This window comes from Olleya sp. YS (assembly GCF_029760915.1).
Classification (GTDB): domain Bacteria; phylum Bacteroidota; class Bacteroidia; order Flavobacteriales; family Flavobacteriaceae; genus Olleya.
The window spans coordinates 380187-398969 of the sequence record NZ_CP121685.1 but is presented as its reverse complement, the minus strand read 5'-3'; the positions used below and the strand labels follow the sequence as shown (position 1 = coordinate 398969).

26 protein-coding genes are annotated in these 18783 nt (G+C 32.0%); 11 read left to right on the top strand and 15 right to left on the bottom strand.

Annotated features, from left to right (window positions below):
• The first annotated feature begins 62 nt into the window (after positions 1-62).
• Positions 63-1685: a SulP family inorganic anion transporter gene (locus tag Ollyesu_RS01980; protein WP_279302134.1), complete on the top strand. Its 1623-nt coding sequence runs from the start codon at positions 63-65 to the stop codon at positions 1683-1685.
• A 74-nt stretch (positions 1686-1759) separates the two neighbouring features.
• On the opposite strand, the gene coaD is transcribed toward Ollyesu_RS01980, so the two are convergent.
• The 3 genes from coaD to Ollyesu_RS01965 are packed head-to-tail and all read right to left on the bottom strand — an operon-like array spanning position 1760 to position 3860.
• Positions 1760-2215 (bottom strand): pantetheine-phosphate adenylyltransferase, encoded by a 456-nt coding sequence (gene coaD, locus Ollyesu_RS01975; protein ID WP_279302133.1) that lies wholly within the window; start codon positions 2213-2215, stop codon positions 1760-1762.
• 10 nt (positions 2216-2225) lie between these two features.
• Positions 2226-2834, bottom strand: a complete 609-nt coding sequence (locus tag Ollyesu_RS01970) for a zinc-ribbon domain-containing protein (RefSeq protein ID WP_279302132.1) — start codon at positions 2832-2834, stop codon at positions 2226-2228.
• 51 nt (positions 2835-2885) lie between these two features.
• A complete protein-coding gene (locus Ollyesu_RS01965; RefSeq protein WP_279302131.1) occupies positions 2886-3860 on the bottom strand; it encodes a D-alanine--D-alanine ligase in 975 nt (324 codons plus the stop codon).
• A gap of 173 nt (positions 3861-4033) precedes the next feature.
• On the opposite strand from Ollyesu_RS01965, the gene Ollyesu_RS01960 reads away from it, so the two are divergent.
• The 5 genes from Ollyesu_RS01960 (at position 4034) to Ollyesu_RS01940 (ending at position 7491) form a co-directional block, all read left to right on the top strand.
• The gene (locus Ollyesu_RS01960; protein WP_279302130.1) at positions 4034-4597 is read left to right on the top strand and encodes a PASTA domain-containing protein; all 564 of its coding nucleotides are present in this window, start codon (positions 4034-4036) and stop codon (positions 4595-4597) included.
• A 2-nt stretch (positions 4598-4599) separates the two neighbouring features.
• Positions 4600-5637, top strand: coding sequence for an RluA family pseudouridine synthase (locus tag Ollyesu_RS01955; protein WP_279302129.1), 1038 nt, complete (start codon positions 4600-4602; stop codon positions 5635-5637).
• Positions 5638-5757: 120 nt separating this feature from the next.
• Entirely contained in the window at positions 5758-6414 is a 657-nt protein-coding gene (locus tag Ollyesu_RS01950; RefSeq protein ID WP_279302128.1) for a VOC family protein, read from the top strand.
• A gap of 23 nt (positions 6415-6437) precedes the next feature.
• Complete coding sequence (gene yaaA / locus Ollyesu_RS01945) at positions 6438-7196, top strand: peroxide stress protein YaaA (protein ID WP_279302127.1); 759 nt, start codon at positions 6438-6440, stop codon at positions 7194-7196.
• Positions 7153-7491 (top strand): hypothetical protein, encoded by a 339-nt coding sequence (locus Ollyesu_RS01940; protein ID WP_279302126.1) that lies wholly within the window; start codon positions 7153-7155, stop codon positions 7489-7491. The genes yaaA and Ollyesu_RS01940 overlap by 44 nt, the downstream gene beginning before the upstream one ends.
• Here the strand turns inward: Ollyesu_RS01940 and Ollyesu_RS01935 are convergent.
• Complete coding sequence (locus Ollyesu_RS01935) at positions 7481-7618, bottom strand: 30S ribosomal protein THX (protein ID WP_111660269.1); 138 nt, start codon at positions 7616-7618, stop codon at positions 7481-7483. The genes Ollyesu_RS01940 and Ollyesu_RS01935 overlap by 11 nt on opposite strands.
• A 62-nt stretch (positions 7619-7680) precedes the next feature.
• Here Ollyesu_RS01935 and Ollyesu_RS01930 point away from each other — a divergent pair, with 62 nt between their 5' ends.
• The 3 genes from Ollyesu_RS01930 (at position 7681) to Ollyesu_RS01920 (ending at position 9530) form a co-directional block, all read left to right on the top strand.
• Positions 7681-8364, top strand: a complete 684-nt coding sequence (locus Ollyesu_RS01930; protein ID WP_279302125.1) for a uracil-DNA glycosylase family protein — start codon at positions 7681-7683, stop codon at positions 8362-8364.
• A 167-nt stretch (positions 8365-8531) separates the two neighbouring features.
• Complete coding sequence (locus tag Ollyesu_RS01925; protein ID WP_279302124.1) at positions 8532-8792, top strand: hypothetical protein; 261 nt, start codon at positions 8532-8534, stop codon at positions 8790-8792.
• A 120-nt stretch (positions 8793-8912) separates the two neighbouring features.
• A complete protein-coding gene (locus Ollyesu_RS01920) occupies positions 8913-9530 on the top strand; it encodes a class I SAM-dependent methyltransferase (protein ID WP_279303050.1) in 618 nt (205 codons plus the stop codon).
• Between the two features lie 115 nt (positions 9531-9645).
• On the opposite strand, the gene Ollyesu_RS01915 is transcribed toward Ollyesu_RS01920, so the two are convergent.
• Positions 9646-10506: an FRG domain-containing protein gene (locus Ollyesu_RS01915; RefSeq protein ID WP_279302123.1), complete on the bottom strand. Its 861-nt coding sequence runs from the start codon at positions 10504-10506 to the stop codon at positions 9646-9648.
• Between the two features lie 258 nt (positions 10507-10764).
• On the opposite strand from Ollyesu_RS01915, the gene Ollyesu_RS01910 reads away from it, so the two are divergent.
• Both Ollyesu_RS01910 and Ollyesu_RS01905 read left to right on the top strand, forming a co-directional pair.
• Complete coding sequence (locus tag Ollyesu_RS01910) at positions 10765-12075, top strand: DEAD/DEAH box helicase (protein WP_279302122.1); 1311 nt, start codon at positions 10765-10767, stop codon at positions 12073-12075.
• Between the two features lie 37 nt (positions 12076-12112).
• A complete protein-coding gene (locus tag Ollyesu_RS01905) occupies positions 12113-12340 on the top strand; it encodes a VF530 family protein (protein ID WP_279302121.1) in 228 nt (75 codons plus the stop codon).
• On the opposite strand, the gene Ollyesu_RS01900 is transcribed toward Ollyesu_RS01905, so the two are convergent.
• The 10 genes from Ollyesu_RS01900 to trpC all read right to left on the bottom strand — a co-directional run bounded on the left by Ollyesu_RS01900 (position 12341) and on the right by trpC (position 18730).
• The gene (locus tag Ollyesu_RS01900; protein WP_279302120.1) at positions 12341-12757 is read right to left on the bottom strand and encodes a hypothetical protein; all 417 of its coding nucleotides are present in this window, start codon (positions 12755-12757) and stop codon (positions 12341-12343) included. It lies immediately after the preceding gene.
• Positions 12758-12818: 61 nt separating this feature from the next.
• The gene (locus tag Ollyesu_RS01895) at positions 12819-13742 is read right to left on the bottom strand and encodes a YitT family protein (RefSeq protein WP_279302119.1); all 924 of its coding nucleotides are present in this window, start codon (positions 13740-13742) and stop codon (positions 12819-12821) included.
• 7 nt (positions 13743-13749) lie between these two features.
• Positions 13750-14199: a tRNA (cytidine(34)-2'-O)-methyltransferase gene (locus Ollyesu_RS01890; RefSeq protein ID WP_279302118.1), complete on the bottom strand. Its 450-nt coding sequence runs from the start codon at positions 14197-14199 to the stop codon at positions 13750-13752.
• Positions 14192-14416 (bottom strand): hypothetical protein, encoded by a 225-nt coding sequence (locus Ollyesu_RS01885; RefSeq protein ID WP_279302117.1) that lies wholly within the window; start codon positions 14414-14416, stop codon positions 14192-14194. Before Ollyesu_RS01885 ends, Ollyesu_RS01890 begins: the two co-directional genes overlap by 8 nt.
• 59 nt (positions 14417-14475) lie before the next feature.
• Positions 14476-14625 (bottom strand): hypothetical protein, encoded by a 150-nt coding sequence (locus Ollyesu_RS01880; protein ID WP_279302116.1) that lies wholly within the window; start codon positions 14623-14625, stop codon positions 14476-14478.
• Between the two features lie 113 nt (positions 14626-14738).
• Positions 14739-15161 carry a hypothetical protein gene (locus Ollyesu_RS01875; protein WP_279302115.1) on the bottom strand — a complete coding sequence of 141 codons (423 nt, stop codon included), beginning with the start codon at positions 15159-15161 and terminating at the stop codon, positions 14739-14741.
• A gap of 24 nt (positions 15162-15185) precedes the next feature.
• Positions 15186-15956, bottom strand: a complete 771-nt coding sequence (gene trpA, locus Ollyesu_RS01870) for a tryptophan synthase subunit alpha (RefSeq protein ID WP_279302114.1) — start codon at positions 15954-15956, stop codon at positions 15186-15188.
• A gap of 134 nt (positions 15957-16090) precedes the next feature.
• Positions 16091-17272, bottom strand: a complete 1182-nt coding sequence (trpB, locus tag Ollyesu_RS01865) for a tryptophan synthase subunit beta (protein WP_279302113.1) — start codon at positions 17270-17272, stop codon at positions 16091-16093.
• Positions 17262-17897 (bottom strand): phosphoribosylanthranilate isomerase, encoded by a 636-nt coding sequence (locus tag Ollyesu_RS01860; protein ID WP_279302112.1) that lies wholly within the window; start codon positions 17895-17897, stop codon positions 17262-17264. The genes trpB and Ollyesu_RS01860 overlap by 11 nt, the downstream gene beginning before the upstream one ends.
• Before the next feature lie 50 nt (positions 17898-17947).
• Complete coding sequence (gene trpC / locus Ollyesu_RS01855; protein WP_279302111.1) at positions 17948-18730, bottom strand: indole-3-glycerol phosphate synthase TrpC; 783 nt, start codon at positions 18728-18730, stop codon at positions 17948-17950.
• Positions 18731-18783: the final 53 nt, after the last annotated feature.

Genomic DNA, 18783 nt, shown 5'->3' with positions numbered 1-18783 from the left:
TAATAGACATTGATTTGACAATCTATATATAAAATGTACTTTTGCAGCTTGAAAATTAGACTATGACCGCATTTTTTAGAAGACAAACCGCAAACGCAAAAAACGATATTTTATCAGGTTTAACAGTAGCTTTAGCTTTAGTACCTGAAGCAGTTGCTTTTGCATTTGTTGCAGGAGTTGATCCTTTAGTTGGATTATATGCAGCATTTATGATTGGATTAATTACTTCCATTTTTGGTGGTCGTCCAGGAATGATTAGTGGTGCTACAGGCGCTTTAGCAGTTGTAATGGTAAGCTTGGTAGCAGAAGGTAATGCAATGGGACAACCTAGTGAAGAATTAGGCTTATATTACTTATTTGCAACTGTGATTTTAATGGGAATCATCCAAATGCTGGCTGGTGTTTTTAAACTAGGAAAATTTGTTAGGCTAATTCCACATCCAGTAATGATGGGATTTGTTAATGGTTTGGCTATAGTTATTTTCTTATCGCAATTAGGAATGTTTAAAGAGACAGTAGGAGCTACAAAAGTATGGATGCAAGGATCAGAATTATGGATAATGATAGGTTTGGTAGCCTTAACTATGTTAATTATGTTTGGGTTACCTAAACTAACTAAAAAATTACCAGAAGCTTTAATTGCTATTTTAGTGGTATCTGCAATTGTTATATTAGGTAATTTAGATGTTGCAACTGTTGGAAGTTTTATAAGAGATGGTGGTGGAGCAGGTCTTAAAGGTGGACTCCCAGAATTTCAATGGGATATTTTTAATAAAGTGCCTTTTAACTTTGAAACTCTAAAATTCATTTTTCCGTATGCATTAATATTAGCAGCTATTGGATTAATAGAGTCATTAATGACTCTAAATTTAGTGGATGAAATCACTGAAACTAGAGGAAATTCCAACAGAGAATGTTTAGCACAGGGTGGTGCAAATATTGTTACTGGATTGTTTGGCGGAATGGGAGGATGTGCCATGATTGGTCAATCTTTAATTAATATAAAAGGTGGAGGACGTGGACGTTTGTCTGGTTTAGTAGCAGCATTAGCCTTATTAGCATTTATTCTATTTGCATCTGGACTAATTGAACAAGTACCAATTGCAGCATTAGTAGGAGTGATGTTTATGGTTGTAATTGGAACGTTTGCATGGTCTAGTTTTAGAATCATGAATAAAATACCAAAAGCAGATGTTTTTGTTTTAGTTTTAGTGTCTGGTTTAACCGTTGTTTTTGATTTAGCTATAGCAGTTATAGCTGGTGTAATAGTTAGTGCATTGGTGTTTTCTTGGGAAAACGCAAAGCGTATTAGAGCTAGAAAACGTGTAAAAGAGGATGGAACTAAAGTGTACGAAATATGGGGACCATTATTTTTTGGAAGTATTCAAGCGTTTAACGATAAGTTTGATGCTAAAAACGATCCTGATAAAGTAGAAATTGATTTTGTTGAATCTAGAGTCAGTGATCATTCTGCATTAGAAGCCATTTTTAATTTAGTCGAAAAATACGAAGCTGAAGGCAAGCAAATTAGACTAAAACATCTAAGTGAAGACTGTAAAATCTTGTTATACAAAGCAAGTCCAAAATTTAGAGAAGTGGTTATTGAAGCTATTGACGATCCAAGGTATCATTTAGCAGAAGACCCTGAAAAATTTCCAAAACCAATCTCTGAGTATAAGTTCTAAGTATTTCAAAGTTGTAAGTACTTAAAGTTAAGAGTGTTTAAAGTTTGAAGTATATAAAGTTTAACTATTAACTATTACTTCACTCGAACACTATCAGGTACTAAAACGGTATAGTCACCATTATTTCTAATAACATCTCTAACAATGGATGAAGAAATAAAACTGGTTTTAGCTGCAGTCAGTAAAAACACAGTTTCAATTTTGGATAGTTTTCTATTGGTATGTGCTATAGCTTTTTCAAATTCAAAATCAGCAGGATTACGTAAACCACGTAAAATAAATTCAGCATTAATTTCTCTACAAAAGTCAATGGTTAATCCTTGATATGTCACTATTTTTACTTTTGGTTCATCTTTAAATGCGTCTTCTAAAAAACGTTGTCTTTCTTCTAGAGAGAACATGTATTTTTTATCTGCATTAATACCTATTGCTACAATTACTTCATCAAAAAGTTTAACACCTCGTTGTATAATATCGTAATGTCCTAAAGTAATTGGATCAAAAGATCCAGGAAAAAGTGCACGTCTCATAATTTAGTATTTAGTCTCTATCTACTTCAAAAATAACGTTTTCATCAAAAAGAGATTTAATCTCTGCTTTAGAAAAACCACCTCTTTCAGTGGTATAATTTTCAATTTTATCTATTTTATAAATCTTAGATTTTTTGTCAATCTCATAATCATTATAAATTACAAAAATACTGTCAGCAGTTACTTCAGAAACTTTCATAGAGCTATAAAATCCTTTTTGTGAAGTCTCAACAGAATACACATCACCAACTAAAGGCTCTTGGATATAGCGTTTATCATTTTCAGCATCTTTTTTGCTTAAGTAAAAAGCGGTAGCTACAAGTATAGCTAAAACAGCCAAACCGCTAAAATACCAAATAGGGTAACTAGCACCAGATTTTTCAAGTTCAAATTTTTGCTTTATTTCGTTTGGTAATTCTTTTAAATCGTATGTACGTTTACATTGATTACACTCTAAATAATTTTCTTTACCTACAGGAAACATTGGAATCCAATAGAGGTAAGCATATTTTCCGTAAATGCCATATCGCATAGAGCGTCCTTCTTCGCAATTTGGACATTGTACATTTATAAGTTGTCCTTCTTTTAATGTTGTTGCTTTAGTTCCGTAAAAAACCATAGTTGGTGAGATTATTTTGGTTAGTTAGTTTTTAAATATAGAATAATTTATTTACTTCAAAGCTTCTTCAATAGCATTACTAAACAATTCAGCCATGCTTATTCCAGCTATTTGTGCTTGTTGTGGTAATATGCTTGCATCTGTTAATCCAGGTACAGTATTGACTTCTAGTAAATGAGGTTCGCCATTTTTAAAAATGTATTCACTTCGTGAAAATCCTTTCATTTTCAAGACTTCATATACTTTTTTAGCTATGGTATTCACCTTGTTTTCTTGCTCTTTTGTTAATCTAGCTGGTGTAATCTCTTGAGATTTTCCTAAATATTTAGCTTCGTAATCAAAAAAGTCATTATCGCTAACTATTTCTGTAATGGGTAATACTTTAGTAGTTCCTTTATAGGTAATAACACCAACAGATACTTCTGTACCGTCTAAAAAAGATTCGATAATAATCTCGTCATCTTCTTCAAAAGCATATGTAATGGCTTGCTGTAAATCTTCCTTTTTATGGACTTTACTTATACCAAAACTACTTCCAGCTTTATTAGCTTTTACAAAGCAAGGTAACCCAACTTTTTCTATTATTTCATCTTCTTTAACTGTATCACCTAGGTTTAGGTAATAGCTTTCAGCAGTTAAAATCCCATAAGGTTTTAAAATACTTAAACAGTCCCGTTTGTTAAAGGTGATACTTGCTTGATACATACCACAACTGGTATGAGGTATGTTTAACAGTTTAAAATACCCTTGCATAAATCCATCTTCTCCTGGACTACCATGTATGGCATTAAATACACAGTCAAACGTTGTTTTATTACCATTTATGGTTACAGAAAAATCGTTTTTATCAATAGCAAACTCTGCATCGTTATCATCAACATACACCCATTTGTTTTTAAATATATGTATACGATAAGTGTTGTATTTACTTTTATCTAAATGTTGGTAAACAACGTTTCCGCTTTTTAAAGAGATTTCATATTCGCTAGAATAACCTCCCATGATTATGGCAATGTTTTTTTTCATGCTTACAGTTCCGCAATAGCGGTAATCTTAAAATGTTTTAAGTTTATGCTAAAGCAAAAACCTTAATAATTCAATAAATGTAAATATTAATCGTTTTGTAAAAATATCATTTATTTTAATCCGAAGATAAAACCTTTTTGTTTTTATATATTTGTCTACTTAAAATTTATTAAATGAGCATAATTAGTTTTCTTAAAAGTAAAATGTTTTTTAAGCAATTAGCAATAGCTGTAGTAGCTTCTATTGTATTAGTGTTTTTAATGCTAAAATGGCTAGATATAACTACTAATAATGGCGATTTTGAAACTGTACCTGATTTAAAAGGTAAGTCTATTGAGGTGGCTAAAATGGAATTAGAACAAAATAATTTAGAGTTAAAGATTCAGGATTCTGCTAACTTTAATCCTAATTATCCTAAATATTCTGTTATCGATCAAGATCCAAAAGCCAATGCTCAGGTTAAAGAAAACCGAAAAATTTATATCACACTAAACCCTTCAGGTTATCGTAAAATTGCTGTTCCGGACTTACGTCAACGTAGTTTTAGACAAGCAAAACCAACCTTAGAAGCATTAGGATTTAAAGTAGGTAAGACCACATATATAGATAATATAGGAAAAGATATGGTGTTAGGACTACGTTATAAAGGTAAGGTCTTAGAACCTGACACTAAACTCCCAAAAACTGCAGTCATAGATGTGGTTTTAGGTAATGGAAACCGTCCTTCAGCCAATTAATTATGGACGATTACACACCAGAATTACCCAATGATGATGCAGACGAGTTATACGAGCATCATAGTTTTGTAGCCGATAAAGGTCAAAAACCATTGCGAATTGACAAATGGTTAATGAACAAAATCGAAAACGCTACACGCAACAAAATACAAGAAGCAGCAAAAAACGGAAGTATTTTTGTAAACGAAGTCCCTGTAAAGTCTAATTATAAGGTTAAACCAGACGACCAGATTGCAGTACGTTTTGAGCATCCACCTCACGAAAACTTACTAATAGGCGAAGACTTACCTTTAGACATCGTGTATGAAGACGACCAATTATTAGTAGTCAATAAACCAGCAGGTATGGTGGTGCATCCAGGACATGGTAATTATTCTGGGACGTTAATAAATGCGTTAATATTCCATTTTGATAATTTACCTAACAATTCAAGTGATCGACCAGGATTAGTCCACAGGATTGATAAAGATACCTCAGGTTTGCTTGTTGTAGCTAAAACAGAATTGGCTATGGCACATCTATCTGCACAATTTAAAGCTAAAACAAGCGAGCGAGAGTACCTAGCAATTGTTTGGGGAAATATGGACGAAGAAGAAGGCACAATAGAAGGCAACATAGGAAGACATCCTAAAAATAGGTTACAAAACACGGTCTATCTAGATGACGATGCAGATAAAGGTAAACCAGCCATTACGCACTATAAAGTTTTAGAGCGTTTAGGCTATGTCACATTAGTTAGTTGTAAGTTAGAAACAGGACGCACACACCAAATCCGTGTCCACATGAAACATATTGGACACACCTTATTTAATGACGAGCGATATGGCGGAAACCTGATCTTAAAAGGTACCACTTTTACCAAATACAAACAATTTGTAGATAATTGCTTTAAAGTATTACCACGTCAAGCACTGCATGCCAAAACCTTAGGGTTTATGCATCCAACAAAAAAGGAGTTTATGAGTTTTGAAGCGCCAATCCCACAAGACATGCAAGATTGCATAGAGAAGTGGAGAGGCTACTCTAAACATATGGAATAAGCTTGTTGAGTTGTCATACTTCAATACAAATTACTCTTACATAGTTAAACCTTATTTCAAAATAGAATAATTCAGTTTTGAATCAGTTAGACTTATAGATTTCTATCTTATTTTTAATGTATGAAAATCAATCAGATTACATTATTCACAAATAATGTTTTAAAACAAAAACAGTTTTATAAAACTGTTTTGGGTTTTCAAATTATAGAGGATAATCCTGATAGAATTTCATTTAAAACAGGAGAGAGCATACTAGCTTTTGAATATAAACATGAAAAAGTAAACTCATCTCATCTTGCTTTTAATATTCCAAGTAATGCTATTTATAAAGCTTTAGAGTATTTAAAAGACAAAACAGAGATACTTCCATATGAAAATGAAGAGGTTATTGGCTTTGAATCGTGGAAAGCTAAATCTGTATATTTTTATGATAGTGACAATAATATTATGGAATTTATTGCAAGAGAGCGTGTAGATATAAATAGTGACATTGCTTTTACATCAAATTCTATTTTGTCAATTAGCGAGATAGCAATAGCTACAGATAATATCAAATCTATTTATAATACAATTAATAATATTAAGCCTATCACTATTTTTGATGGTAGTTTTGAGCGTTTTTGTGCTTTAGGAAATGATGAAGGATTATTTATTGTTATAGACAAAAATAAAAAGAAATGGTATCCAACAATGGAAGACGCATTTACTTCAGATTTTATAATTAAAGGCGATTATAATTTTAATTTTGTAAATGGACAAATTAAAGAATTAACGTAATTTAGTAACAGAAAAATTTATCTATGAAATTAGTCATATCACCAGCAAAATCTTTAGATTTTGAAACCAAATTACCAACTACTAAAGCAACAGAAGCTCAGTTTTTAGAACAGTCTAAACGATTAAATACGCTATTAAAAAAGAAGTCACCAAAGGTACTATCTAAGTTAATGAGTATTAGCGATAATTTAGCACAACTAAATTACGATCGTAATCAAGAGTGGTCACTACCATTTACAAAAGACAATGCAAGACCAGCTATCTACGCCTTTAATGGAGATGTTTATAGAGGTTTAGATGCGTATACTATTCCAAAAGAAAAGTTAGAAGCAACCCAAAATACAGTCCGAATTTTATCAGGTTTATATGGAGTATTAAAACCATTAGATTTAATACAACCTTATAGATTAGAAATGGGAACTAAATTAAAAATTGGAACTAAAAAAAATTTGTATGATTTCTGGAAAAAAGACATTGTTAAGGCGTTGAATGAAGAGCTTGAATACGACGAGTTGTTTTTAAATTTAGCCAGTAACGAGTATTTTAAAGCTATAGATACTAAAGCATTAAAAGTACCAGTAATTGATGTAACTTTTAAAGAATTAAAAAACGGAAAGCTTAAAATAATCTCCTTTTTTGCAAAAGAAGCACGAGGGTTAATGGCTAGGTATATTATAGATGCTAATGCCAAAACATTAGACGATGTAAAGCAATTTAACTACGATAATTATCAATTTGATGCCAACCTCTCAACAGAAAAAAACTTGGTCTTTACAAGATAATAAACGCACAGAAGCAGAGCGTAATTTATTTAAAGCTACCGGAAAACCCAAAAAAAGCAAAAACGTTGTGTATTTGCTTTCGGTTATTGGTGGTTTATTAGTATTAAGTTTTTTACTGCCACAATTTTATGAAAAAGCAGTAACTGTATGTGTTACAGACACGTTTTGTGTAAATTCAAAAACAGATGTGTTACTCTTTACTTTATATGTGTTTTTTACCATCGTTATCTTAATTTTGGCTGTTTATGGTGCCTATGTTGTTGGTAAAAAACTAGCTAACGCTATTAAGCTTTAGTTTTTGCTTTTTTATCTACACTAATCTTAGCTTCAGGACGTACGCGTTTTTTAATACGTGGACGTCTTACTCCAAAAGTTCCGCTATTAATTTTTCCTCGTCTTGATTTTTTATCGCCTTTTCCCATAATTTTATTTGTAATTTGTCGTCTTAAAATACAAAAAAATAAAACCATAACAAAGCTAATTCGTGTTTAAACACCAACATCCATATCCACCATTCATAAATAAAACCACCAAAAAACTAATTGTTGGGACTTTACCACCTCCTCGTTTTAGCACAGGAGATTTATTAGATAAAGATGTGGACTTTTGTTACGGAAGTTATTACAACAGTTTGTGGTTGTTTATAGATAAAATTCATAATTTAAAGTTGCGCTATGATAACTCTAAAGAAGCTATCCAGCAACGTAAAACCTTTTTAATACAACATAATATTGGTGTGTGTGATATTGTAGAAAGCTGCGAAAGAACAAAAATTGATGCCTCAGATTTAGGGATGACCAATATAAAACTGCGAGACGTTATTGGTTATTTAAAACAATATCCAACCATTGATACCTTATTGTTTACAGGTGGAAACAGCAAAAACGGACCAGAGTATTTTTTTAGAAAACACATTAAGGATTATAATATAAAAATGGAGTTAGTGTCAAAAGACACACCAAAAATTCATCAATTTAAATTGCCTGTCATTACACGTAACACGAAGGAATCTGTAGATAGAATAATTAAAACTGTTTCCTTAACCTCTTCCTCTGGAGCTGCAAATATCTCTATAGGTAGTAATCCGTTATACAAACAACTAAAAGCAAAAAATCCGGACTTTAATACCTTTGATTTTAGAGTGATGCAGTATAGCGAGTTTTTTTAAATTATTAATCTTAGAAGATGTGTAATTTTTTTGGCATCATTTATGTTATAAATTAATTCTATTAATCAATTAAATCATTTGTCATGAAAAATTTAATCTTAACATCTGCGTTATTTTTATTCTCAGTTTCTTTTGGATTTGCTCAAGGTAATGAAGCGCCAAATGTAATGGAAAGAAAACAAATGGAGGAAAATAACTCAAATAGAAGTCCAGCTGGATCAACTAAAAGTAAAAGCGATATAACTTCTTATGATGGTAGAAAAACAACTGAAACTGATCCTTTAAAAGAGCTTGATGAACAAGAGATTAGAGATTATGGACCTAGTGGTAATTCATCTGGTTCGAGTGGTTCTTCAAACTCTAGTGGCAGTAATAGTGGAAGATCAACACCATCCTTGGGTGAAGCAAGAGGTGGAAGAGATGACTAGAAAAATAAAAAGCAGGTTTTGATAACCTGCTTTTTTTATAGATATTTAAACAATAATTACTTAGTGCAAGACCACGATAAATCTAAAAAAAACAAAACCCCTTGGCCAACTAAACAAGCCATGCAACAAGTATATGCTAAGCAACTTTGGGGAAGCAATCAGTCTAAGTTTTATTCTGGAGAAGGATCACATCATCCAGAATTAGTAACTCCTTATATCGAGGTTTTAAAAACATTTTTAACCTCGTTTAAGCAACCGTTAGTGGTTGCAGATTTAGGTTGTGGTGATTTTAATATTGGTAAACAATTAGTACAGCACACAAAACAATATATTGCAGTAGATATAGTCCCAGAATTGATTGCATTTAATGACAAAACCTATAAAGCAGACAACTTGCAATTTCAGTGTTTAGATATTGCTAAAGACCCATTACCAAATGCAGATTGTGTTATAATAAGACAAGTATTACAGCATCTATCCAATCCTGAGGTACAAAGTGTATTAAACAAGTTATCCAATTATAAATACATTGTCCTAACTGAGCATGTACCTCAAGGCGACTTTGTGCCTAATAAAGACATAATTTCTGGGCAAGGGATAAGATTAAAAAAGCAAAGTGGATTAGATATTTTACAACCACCTTTTAGTTTTAAAGTTAAGACAAAAACACAACTTTTGTCTGTTAAGTTGGATGATGGTAAAGGGGTTGTTGTGACTTGGTTTTATGAGGTGTTTTGAAAGGTTTCGTTGAACGTATTTGTGTATGGTTAGTTGCGTGGTTAAGCACCTAATTTAGCAAATTAATCTCAGTACTTTGTTAGCTAACGTTTTTTCTTTTTAAATTCAGCTTATTTTATTTAAAATAATCTTTTGTCAAATGTTCTTTTCTGTCAGAAACTGAAAAATCAAATGTATTTTTTAAAGACTTGAAATGACCATCTAAACCAGGGAATAAAGTTCCATTATTTATATTCATACGATTCAAATCTTTTAAAATTTCCATTCTCCATTTAGATGGAATTTTAATTTTATACATAGGCGAAAAACCATTTTCCAATGCGATTAAATAATTTGAATATAAATTAGATTCAAAATCGATTTTCAAATCACCTTGACATAAAAACACACCTTGTTGTTTCACTAACCTTTCAAAATAAGAAAATGGTTGTACTAATTCAACGAACTGAAACTGTCTTTCTCCTAGTACGAGTTTGTCAAAAACATTATTTGCACTCATGTTTCCGCTAAATTTATATCCATTTATTTCATCACTGTTATCATCTAATTGGTTTTTAAATAGTAAACGAGTTGATGATAGTAATTCCATATAATTTATCGCATAAATAGCACATTCTTTATAACAATTGTCAATAGCAAAAAAAGAAGCAATATATGGTGATTGTGTGAAATCTAGAAGTCTAGTTGGCGCTCCATGATGTTGCAATAATGAAATGATTTGAAAGTCTGTACTTGTTAAATAAGGATTGTCATAATGAAATTCAGTATGTCGTTTAAAATCTCTAATCATGTAGCTTTCAAACTCTTTTTTGTAATTCTTTAAGTCTTGAAATGGGATTTCCACTCTGTCCATGGAAGTTGTAAGTTTCCAATTATAATTAGATTGTCCTCTAAAACACCAACTAGAATTTTTGTCACCAAAAAATGTTTTTAGTTCATTCCAATTTTTAAATTCTATTTCTTCAAAAAAGTTCATTGTTTAGTTCAAGTTTTTCTTGAGTGTAATGTTAGCTAACTTAAATGATATGAAAACGTTTCAATAACCAGTCAAGCTGGTCACAAGTGTTTTATATCTGTCGTTCAACGAAGTTACCCTAAAATTCTGACAAACCCAAACCTCAAAAACCCAAACAAAACCCAATTAAAATCTTAAACCCATTAATTAGCTGTACCTTTGCGTTAAATTAAAAGAGGTAGCCTAACTAAATAGTGTTTATCTCAATAAACCCTATTTATGTCATTTCAATCTCTAGGCTTATCCGAAGCCTTGCTAAAAGCGATTAGCAAAAAAGGATACACTACTCCAAGTCCAATTCAAGCAAAAGCCATTCCGCCAGTATTACAAGGTCACGATGTGTTAGCCTCTGCACAAACGGGAACTGGTAAAACCGCAGGTTTTACATTACCATTATTACATATATTATCCGAAAATCCAAAAGAAAAATACAGACCTATTCGTGCGTTAATCTTAACACCAACTCGTGAGCTGGCAGCACAAGTCTATGCAAACGTCAAAGAGTATAGCGAGTTTTTAAACTTGCGTAGTGCTGTTATTTTTGGTGGAGTTAATCAAAAACCACAAGCTGCGACCATACGTCAAGGTATTGATATTTTGGTAGCAACGCCTGGACGTTTATTAGATTTAGAAAGTCAAGGCTTACTATCTTTAAAACGTGTCGAGATTTTTGTATTAGATGAAGCCGACCGTATGTTAGATATGGGATTTTTACGCGATATAGAACGTGTCATGAAGTTAATGCCAGACAAACGTCAAAACTTAATGTTTTCGGCAACCTTCTCTAAAGACATTAGAAAATTAGCAAACGGAATTTTAAAGCGTCCAGTACAAGTAGAAGCAACACCAGAAAACACAACGGTTGAAGCTATTACTCAAAAAATATACCGAGTAGCAAAAGGTAAAAAAACCGAGTTAGTAATTAAGTTAATCACTGATGGAAATTGGAAACAGGTTTTAGTATTTACACGTACAAAACATGGTGCTAATAAGTTGGTTCAAAAAATGATGAAAGCCAATATTAAAGCTGCTGCCATCCATGGAAATAAAAGTCAAGGTGCACGTACTAAAGCATTAGCTGGATTTAAAAGTGGTAGTGTAAGCGTTTTAGTTGCTACAGATATTGCTGCACGTGGTTTGGATATTCCGTTATTACCACATGTTATTAATTTTGAAATCCCAAACATTTCTGAAGATTACGTTCATAGAATTGGTCGTACAGGTCGTGCAGGTGCCAATGGAGAAGCAATTAGTTTAGTAAGTGCAGATGAAACCTCTTTTTTAAGAGATATTGAAAAGCTTATTGGTATGAAGCTACCAGTAACTATTCTGGAAGGATTTGAACCAGATCCAAATGCCTCTACTGCACCAATAAAACCTAGACAGAATAAAAGACAGCAGTCTAGACATAGTAAGTCTAAAGGTGGCGGAAACAAATCTAGAGGGAATACATCTTCTAATGTAGGAGGACGAAACAGAAACCGAAATAAAAGTAGAAACCGAAGTAGCGATAGACGATCTAATAGTTAATTTAGGATCGCATTTTAATAGTATTTTCTTGTCACACATGGAAACACAAAAAAATAATCCATTACACGGAATTAAATTAGAACAAATTGTAACCGATTTGCAAGCGCATTATGGTTGGGAGTATATGGGTTACAACATTAATATTAGATGCTTTACAGATAACCCATCTGTAAAATCTAGCTTAAAATTTTTACGTCGTACACCTTGGGCAAGAACCAAAGTAGAAAATATGTATTTAGAGTATTTGAAGAAGAATAAAGTATAATTATTTTATTCTTTCAAAATAAATAGAGTTTTCTTCATCAAACTCTGTGGGTCTATCACTACCATCAAATCCTACACCTAAACGAAGTTTGTCTTTGTTTTCAAATTGTATAATACCAAACAATCTTTGTGTATCACCAGATTCTAGTAAAGTAATTACGAAATCAATTTCCATAGGTTGTGTCTCTTTATTTAAGATATAAGTCATTTGTGCTTTTTCATCATCCATCATAAATTCTTTTCCTCCCATGCTTTCTCCATTAGACTCAAAAGTAGCATAGCCTTCTTTATCAAAAATGGCATAACCAATGTCTCCGTTGTCGTAACCTTTCCATTTCCCAACAAGGTCAAAGTCAGTATTTAATAGATTAAAAGACATTAACGGAAGTATAAAAACAAGTAATAATAATTTTTTCATTTTAAATAGGTTTAATAGTGTCTTTCAAATATAGAAAATATTTAAAATAATATTGGTTAATTTAAAATTTAACCTGTTGATTTTCAGCTAAAAATTTAGCTAATTTTTTACCATTTTTTCTGTCTAAATAACGACGTAATACACCACCTTTTACATTGTTGACATCAAATTCTACAATAAAAGCATCTTCGTCTATATTAGAAACTATACGATGCATTTTTTTAATATCGATACGATTAATTATGGTATGGATGATATCAAAATCTTCAACTTCTCCTTTGCTACCAAACCCTTTTCGACCTTTATAAATAGTCATTCCAGCACCAAGCTCTTTAATAATATCTACTTTGATTTTATCGTAGTGTTTAGATACAATGGTTATACCAATAAAATCTTCAAATCCTTCGATAGTTAAATCTGTAACCTTAGCAGTAACAATGTAGGTTAATATGGAATACATGGCAACTTCTTTTGAGACTACAAAAGCAGTAATGGTGAATAAAATAACATTAAATAGTAAAATGACTTTACCAATACTTATTCCAAACCTATCATTAATAAACACGCCTAAAATCTCTGAGCCATCCAAAACAGATCCATTTCTTATAGCAATTCCAATTCCTGCGCCAAGAAATAATCCACCAAAAATGGATATTAAAAATTTATCTTCGGTAATGATTCCGAAATTTTCAAAGTGAATAAATAGTGCTAAACCTAAAATACTAACAATGGATTTTAAAATTATGCGTCTAGACACTGTAAAATATCCCATTATTAAAAACGGAATGCTAAACAACACTAAAAGTAAAGAGATATTAATATCTACCAAACGGTTAACTAGTAAGGCAATACCAGTAACACCACCATCCATAAATCCGTTAGGTAATAAAAATGCTTTTAAGCCAATACTTGCTAAAATAATGCCTACAGCAATCTGAGTATATTCTGACAGAGATTTTAAAGCTTTCGATTTTTTTGATGTCATAGCATTATTATTTTAATTGTCTTAATCCTTCATAAATAACAATACTCACAGCATTAGCTAAATTTAAACTCCTAATATGTTCGCTGTAAAGCGGAATTTTATAAAGTGAATTTGAATGTGTTCTAATTAAAGTTTTGTCCAGTCCAACAGACTCTTTCCCGAAGATAAGAAACATGTTGTCTGTAAATGGTATGTCCCAATGTGATTTTGCACCATGACTTGAAAATAACACAAAATTTTCATTTTGATTAATATCAAAAAATGCGTCAACAGAATCGTAAATAATAACTTCTAAATACTGCCAGTAATCCAATCCAGCTCGTTTTAATCGCTTATCACTTAACTCAAATCCAAAAGGTTTTACCAAGTGTAATTTGCTGTTTGTTGCTAAGGCTAATCGACCAATATTGCCTGTGTTGTTTGGTATTTCGGGTTCTATTAAAACTATATTAAGCATTTTTTTTAGAAAATAATTTTACTATTACTAATCGTATTAAAAGCACCCAAGGAAAGCCATGCACAATCACATCAAACCAATCCATAAATTGCATGCCATTTGCTCCTCCAGCAATCCATTTAAGTTTTCCCCAGAGATGAGGTTCTGGATAAAAAGGAGCTAATCCTAAGGTTAAGCACATTACTAAAATTAGTCTGTAGTCGTTTACAAGTTTCATAAAAAAAAATGCCTATTCAAATATACTGAATAGGCATTTAATAACGATACTAAAAGTGATTAGCTAATCGTTTTATTTTGCTGTTTTTTGATAGTCATTTTATCGATATCAAAATCGTTTGTTTTAATGTTGACATTTCCTGTTGGATTTGTCGGATTAGTTTGTTCTACTGTAGTTTTAAATTTCTTTCTATCTTTTATCATTCCCATTTTTTATTTGTTTTTTTGGTTCGTAATAAAGATACTTAATATCAAGAGAAAAGGCTCACAAGGCTTCGTTAAAACCTTGGTAATAAACGTTAAACTTAGTTAAAAAGATGTTGTCAATTGAGGCTTTTTACTTTTTCTATTGTATCCCAAGTGTCCCAAATGTCTTTTAGGAATATTTTAAAAGCTACAGAGTCTTTAGTCGTTTTGATACTATCAAATACATCGTGCATCTCTCCTCTAAGAGTTGGATATTTATTAGTAATTAACATCATATTATTCCATGCATCAATATGGCCTTTAAATGCAGATGAAAATGATTCTGGACAGTTTGAATAATCTAAAGCATTTAACGCATCTGTATAACTTAATATGGTGTTGCTTAATGAGTGCTCTTTACTAGCATCATTTCTTATTCGACCTAAAGAATCATCTTGTTTTAAAATAGTGTCGATACATGCTGTTTGCTTTAATACATCACTTTTTTGAGTATTACAGGATATTAAAACAAGACTAAAACTAAAGATTATATGTTTCAAGTCAATATTCAAGATTATAGTATTTTAGTCTAAATTTAAAATATTTTCAACAAACGTATGTGTGTTTTGTGCAGAGTTGTTAGATAAATATTTAATAAAAGCACTACCAATAATTGCCCCTTTTGCATATTGAGTGGCTTGCGTAAATGTTTTATTATCTGAAATTCCGAAACCTACTATTTGTGGATTTTCTAATTTCATGTCTGCAATACGCTTAAAATAGTTGGTTTGTTCATCGCCAAAACCGGAACTACTTCCAGTAACACTTGCACTACTAACCATATAAATAAATCCGTTAGAAATCGAGTCGATAAATCGAATACGTTTTTCTGAAGTTTGAGGCGTTATTAAAAACACGTTGATTAACCCATATGTTTCAAAAGTGGTTTTATATTGTTCATTGTAAACATCTAGAGGTAAATCTGGAATTATGAGTCCATCGATACCAATGTCTTGACATGTTTTACAAAAGGCTTCAACACCATATTGCAAGATTGGATTAAAATAACCCATTATAATTAACGGAATAGACACCGTTTGTCTAATGTCTTTTAGTTGGTCAAACAGTACTTGGGTTGTCATACCGTTTTTTAAAGCTTCTGTAGAACTGGCTTGAATGGTTGGTCCATCTGCTAAAGGATCACTAAAGGGTAAACCTATTTCGATCATGTCAACTCCACTTTTCTCTAAGTTTTGAATGATTGAAACGGTATCGTTTAAATTGGGATATCCTGCTGAAAAATATATGGACAGTAGCTTTTTGTTTTCTTGTAATTTTGATTGAATGCGGTTCATTTTAATATATTTCGTCAACCTGAACTTGTTTCAGGTTCACATTATTTATGTTGCGTTAAGGATTGAAAGGTTTGTTTGAGCTCATCTTTGATAGCGAGCCTTGAAAGCCTGACCCTTGTGGTAACGCTATAATTCTACAATTTAAAATAATCAATATAATTCTGTAAGTCCTTGTCGCCTCTTCCTGATAAATTTATAACTACAACATCATCGTCTTTAAATTTATAATCTTTAAAAACTGCTAGAGAATGTGACGTTTCTATTGCAGGAATAATACCTTCAAGCTGACTTAATTCCAAACCAGCAGTCATGGCATCATCATCTGTGATAGAAATAAACTCTGCACGACCAGTTTTGTACAAATGCGCATGCATGGGTCCAACTCCTGGATAGTCTAATCCTGCTGAAATTGAATATGGCTCAGTAATTTGACCATCCTTAGTTTGCATTAGTAAGGTTTTACTACCATGAATAATCCCTTCTTTTCCTAAAACAGAGGTAGCAGCACTCTCTCCAGAATGTATTCCTTTTCCTGCTGCTTCTACTGCAATTAGCTTAACATCAGTATCTTCTAAATAATGATAAAAAGCACCTGCAGCATTACTACCACCTCCAACACAAGCGACCACATAATCTGGTTTTTCTGTACCTTCTTTGTCTAGTAATTGCCATTTTATTTCTTCGCTAACCACTGCTTGAAAACGTGCAACCATATCTGGATAGGGATGAGGTCCAACAACACTACCTATAATATAATGCGTGTCTACTGGATTGTTAATCCAATCTCTAATAGCTTCGTTAGTAGCATCTTTTAAGGTGCGACTTCCAGATAGAGCTGGTCTAACTTCTGCACCTAACATTTTCATTCTAGCAACGTTTGGTGCTTGACGTGCAATATCAATTTCTCCCATGTAGACAATACATTTCATACCCATTAAAGCACAAACAGTTGCTGTTGCTACACCATGTTGTCCAGCTCCAGTTTCAGCAATAATTCTGGTTTTACCTAAACGCTGAGCCATTAGTATTTGTCCAATAGTATTGTTTACTTTGTGAGCACCTGTGTGATTTAAATCTTCTCTTTTTAGATAGATTTTAGTGTTATATTTTTCGCTTAATCGTTTAGCAAAATAGAGTGGAGAAGGACGTCCTACATAATCTTTTAATAATTGGTCAAACTCTTTTTTAAATGAAGGCTCAGCCATTATTTTTAAATAGTTTTGACGCAACTCTTCTACATTTGGATACAGCATTTCTGGTATGTATGCGCCTCCAAATTCTCCATAATATCCTTTGCTATCTATATTATGCTTCATAATTATTTGCTGTTAATTGTTGTTTAAATGCTTTTAGTTTCGCAACATCTTTTAAACCTGCTGCAGTTTCGAATTTGCTATTTAAATCTAATCCAAAACACAAATGAGATTCTGGTCGTTTTAAAAATAATAGAATGGCGTCCATCTCTTTTGGTCCTAATCCACCACTTAAAAAATAGGGTTTAGCAGATGGGTATTTTTTCAAGACATTCCAATTAAAAACATAGCCATTTCCACCTGGTTCTTTACCTTTTGTGTCAAATAAATACAAATCGCAAACGTCCTCATAAGGTTCTAAAACTTTAAAATCGAATTGATTTTTAATAGAAAACACCTTTATAACAATAATGTCAAGCTCTTTTAATCGTTGACATAATTCAGGAGATTCATTTCCATGAAGCTGAACACCTTGTAAGTCATATTTTTCAACTTTACCACGAATATAATCGAAAGTGGCATCAACAAAAACGCCTATTTTTTTAATATTTTCTGAGATTTCAGGAATATTTCCATTAAAATAACGTGATGACTTTTCATAAAAAATAAAACCCATATAGCTAGGCTGCATAACTGCAACATCTTGGATGTTATGTTCTAATTTCATTCCGCAAACTTTTAGTTTCATTGTTTTCTTGCGACAGTGGGAATCTCACCACACGCCATAAATTTTGATTATTATTTTAATTTTTCTATAAATTGCATAGCGCTTTCGCCAGCATTGTTGGTTTTCATAAAGTTTTCACCAATTAAAAACCCTTTATAACCATAAGGTTGTAATTGTTTAATTGCTTGTATGTTGCTTATTCCACTTTCTGAGACTTTTACAAAGTCTTCAGGAATTAAATTACTAAGTTGTTTACTAGTGTCTAGGCTTACCTCAAAGGTTTTAAGATTTCTGTTGTTTACGCCAAGCATGTCTAAACTTGGCATAATAGATTTATGTAATTCCGCTTCGTTATGTACTTCCAAAAGCACATCAAGATTTAAACTTTTTGCCAATTCTGAAAATTGTTTGATTTCTGCATTAGTCAGGATAGCAGCTATCAATAAAATAACATCTGCTCCATAAGCTTTAGCTTCGATAATCTGATAAGGGTCAATTATAAATTCTTTGCGCAATAATGGTAAATGACAACTTGCTCTGGCTATTAATAAATCTTCCAAACTACCACCAAAATATTTTCCGTCTGTTAACACAGACATACCACAAACTCCTGCGTTTTCATAACCTTTAGCGACATCAAATACATTTAGATTGTGATTAATCACTAGTTTTGATGGCGAACGACGTTTGTGTTCAGCAATAATACCTGTGTTACTTGCTTTTAATTTTTTTGCAAGTGAAATGGTGTCACGTTCAAATAAAACGGATTGCTCTAATTGTTTTATGGGTATGAGTTGTTTGCGAAGGTTTACTTCTATACGTTTATCGTTTGTTATTTTTTGTAATATGTCCATATTATTTTTCCGTCAGTTCGAGTGATTTCGATTTTTATCGAAATTGTATCGAG

Coding starts and splice junctions, on each gene's coding strand:
- Ollyesu_RS01980 (WP_279302134.1), top strand. CDS start 63: ATGACCGCATTTTTTAGAAGACAAACCGCAAACGCAAAAAACGATATT.
- coaD (WP_279302133.1), bottom strand. CDS start 2,215: ATGAGACGTGCACTTTTTCCTGGATCTTTTGATCCAATTACTTTAGGA.
- Ollyesu_RS01970 (WP_279302132.1), bottom strand. CDS start 2,834: ATGGTTTTTTACGGAACTAAAGCAACAACATTAAAAGAAGGACAACTT.
- Ollyesu_RS01965 (WP_279302131.1), bottom strand. CDS start 3,860: ATGAAAAAAAACATTGCCATAATCATGGGAGGTTATTCTAGCGAATAT.
- Ollyesu_RS01960 (WP_279302130.1), top strand. CDS start 4,034: ATGAGCATAATTAGTTTTCTTAAAAGTAAAATGTTTTTTAAGCAATTA.
- Ollyesu_RS01955 (WP_279302129.1), top strand. CDS start 4,600: ATGGACGATTACACACCAGAATTACCCAATGATGATGCAGACGAGTTA.
- Ollyesu_RS01950 (WP_279302128.1), top strand. CDS start 5,758: ATGAAAATCAATCAGATTACATTATTCACAAATAATGTTTTAAAACAA.
- yaaA (WP_279302127.1), top strand. CDS start 6,438: ATGAAATTAGTCATATCACCAGCAAAATCTTTAGATTTTGAAACCAAA.
- Ollyesu_RS01940 (WP_279302126.1), top strand. CDS start 7,153: ATGCCAACCTCTCAACAGAAAAAAACTTGGTCTTTACAAGATAATAAA.
- Ollyesu_RS01935 (WP_111660269.1), bottom strand. CDS start 7,618: ATGGGAAAAGGCGATAAAAAATCAAGACGAGGAAAAATTAATAGCGGA.
- Ollyesu_RS01925 (WP_279302124.1), top strand. CDS start 8,532: ATGGAAAGAAAACAAATGGAGGAAAATAACTCAAATAGAAGTCCAGCT.
- Ollyesu_RS01920 (WP_279303050.1), top strand. CDS start 8,913: ATGCAACAAGTATATGCTAAGCAACTTTGGGGAAGCAATCAGTCTAAG.
- Ollyesu_RS01915 (WP_279302123.1), bottom strand. CDS start 10,506: ATGAACTTTTTTGAAGAAATAGAATTTAAAAATTGGAATGAACTAAAA.
- Ollyesu_RS01910 (WP_279302122.1), top strand. CDS start 10,765: ATGTCATTTCAATCTCTAGGCTTATCCGAAGCCTTGCTAAAAGCGATT.
- Ollyesu_RS01905 (WP_279302121.1), top strand. CDS start 12,113: ATGGAAACACAAAAAAATAATCCATTACACGGAATTAAATTAGAACAA.
- Ollyesu_RS01900 (WP_279302120.1), bottom strand. CDS start 12,757: ATGAAAAAATTATTATTACTTGTTTTTATACTTCCGTTAATGTCTTTT.
- Ollyesu_RS01895 (WP_279302119.1), bottom strand. CDS start 13,742: ATGACATCAAAAAAATCGAAAGCTTTAAAATCTCTGTCAGAATATACT.
- Ollyesu_RS01890 (WP_279302118.1), bottom strand. CDS start 14,199: ATGCTTAATATAGTTTTAATAGAACCCGAAATACCAAACAACACAGGC.
- Ollyesu_RS01885 (WP_279302117.1), bottom strand. CDS start 14,416: ATGAAACTTGTAAACGACTACAGACTAATTTTAGTAATGTGCTTAACC.
- Ollyesu_RS01880 (WP_279302116.1), bottom strand. CDS start 14,625: ATGGGAATGATAAAAGATAGAAAGAAATTTAAAACTACAGTAGAACAA.
- trpA (WP_279302114.1), bottom strand. CDS start 15,956: ATGAACCGCATTCAATCAAAATTACAAGAAAACAAAAAGCTACTGTCC.
- trpB (WP_279302113.1), bottom strand. CDS start 17,272: ATGAAGCATAATATAGATAGCAAAGGATATTATGGAGAATTTGGAGGC.
- Ollyesu_RS01860 (WP_279302112.1), bottom strand. CDS start 17,897: ATGAAACTAAAAGTTTGCGGAATGAAATTAGAACATAACATCCAAGAT.
- trpC (WP_279302111.1), bottom strand. CDS start 18,730: ATGGACATATTACAAAAAATAACAAACGATAAACGTATAGAAGTAAAC.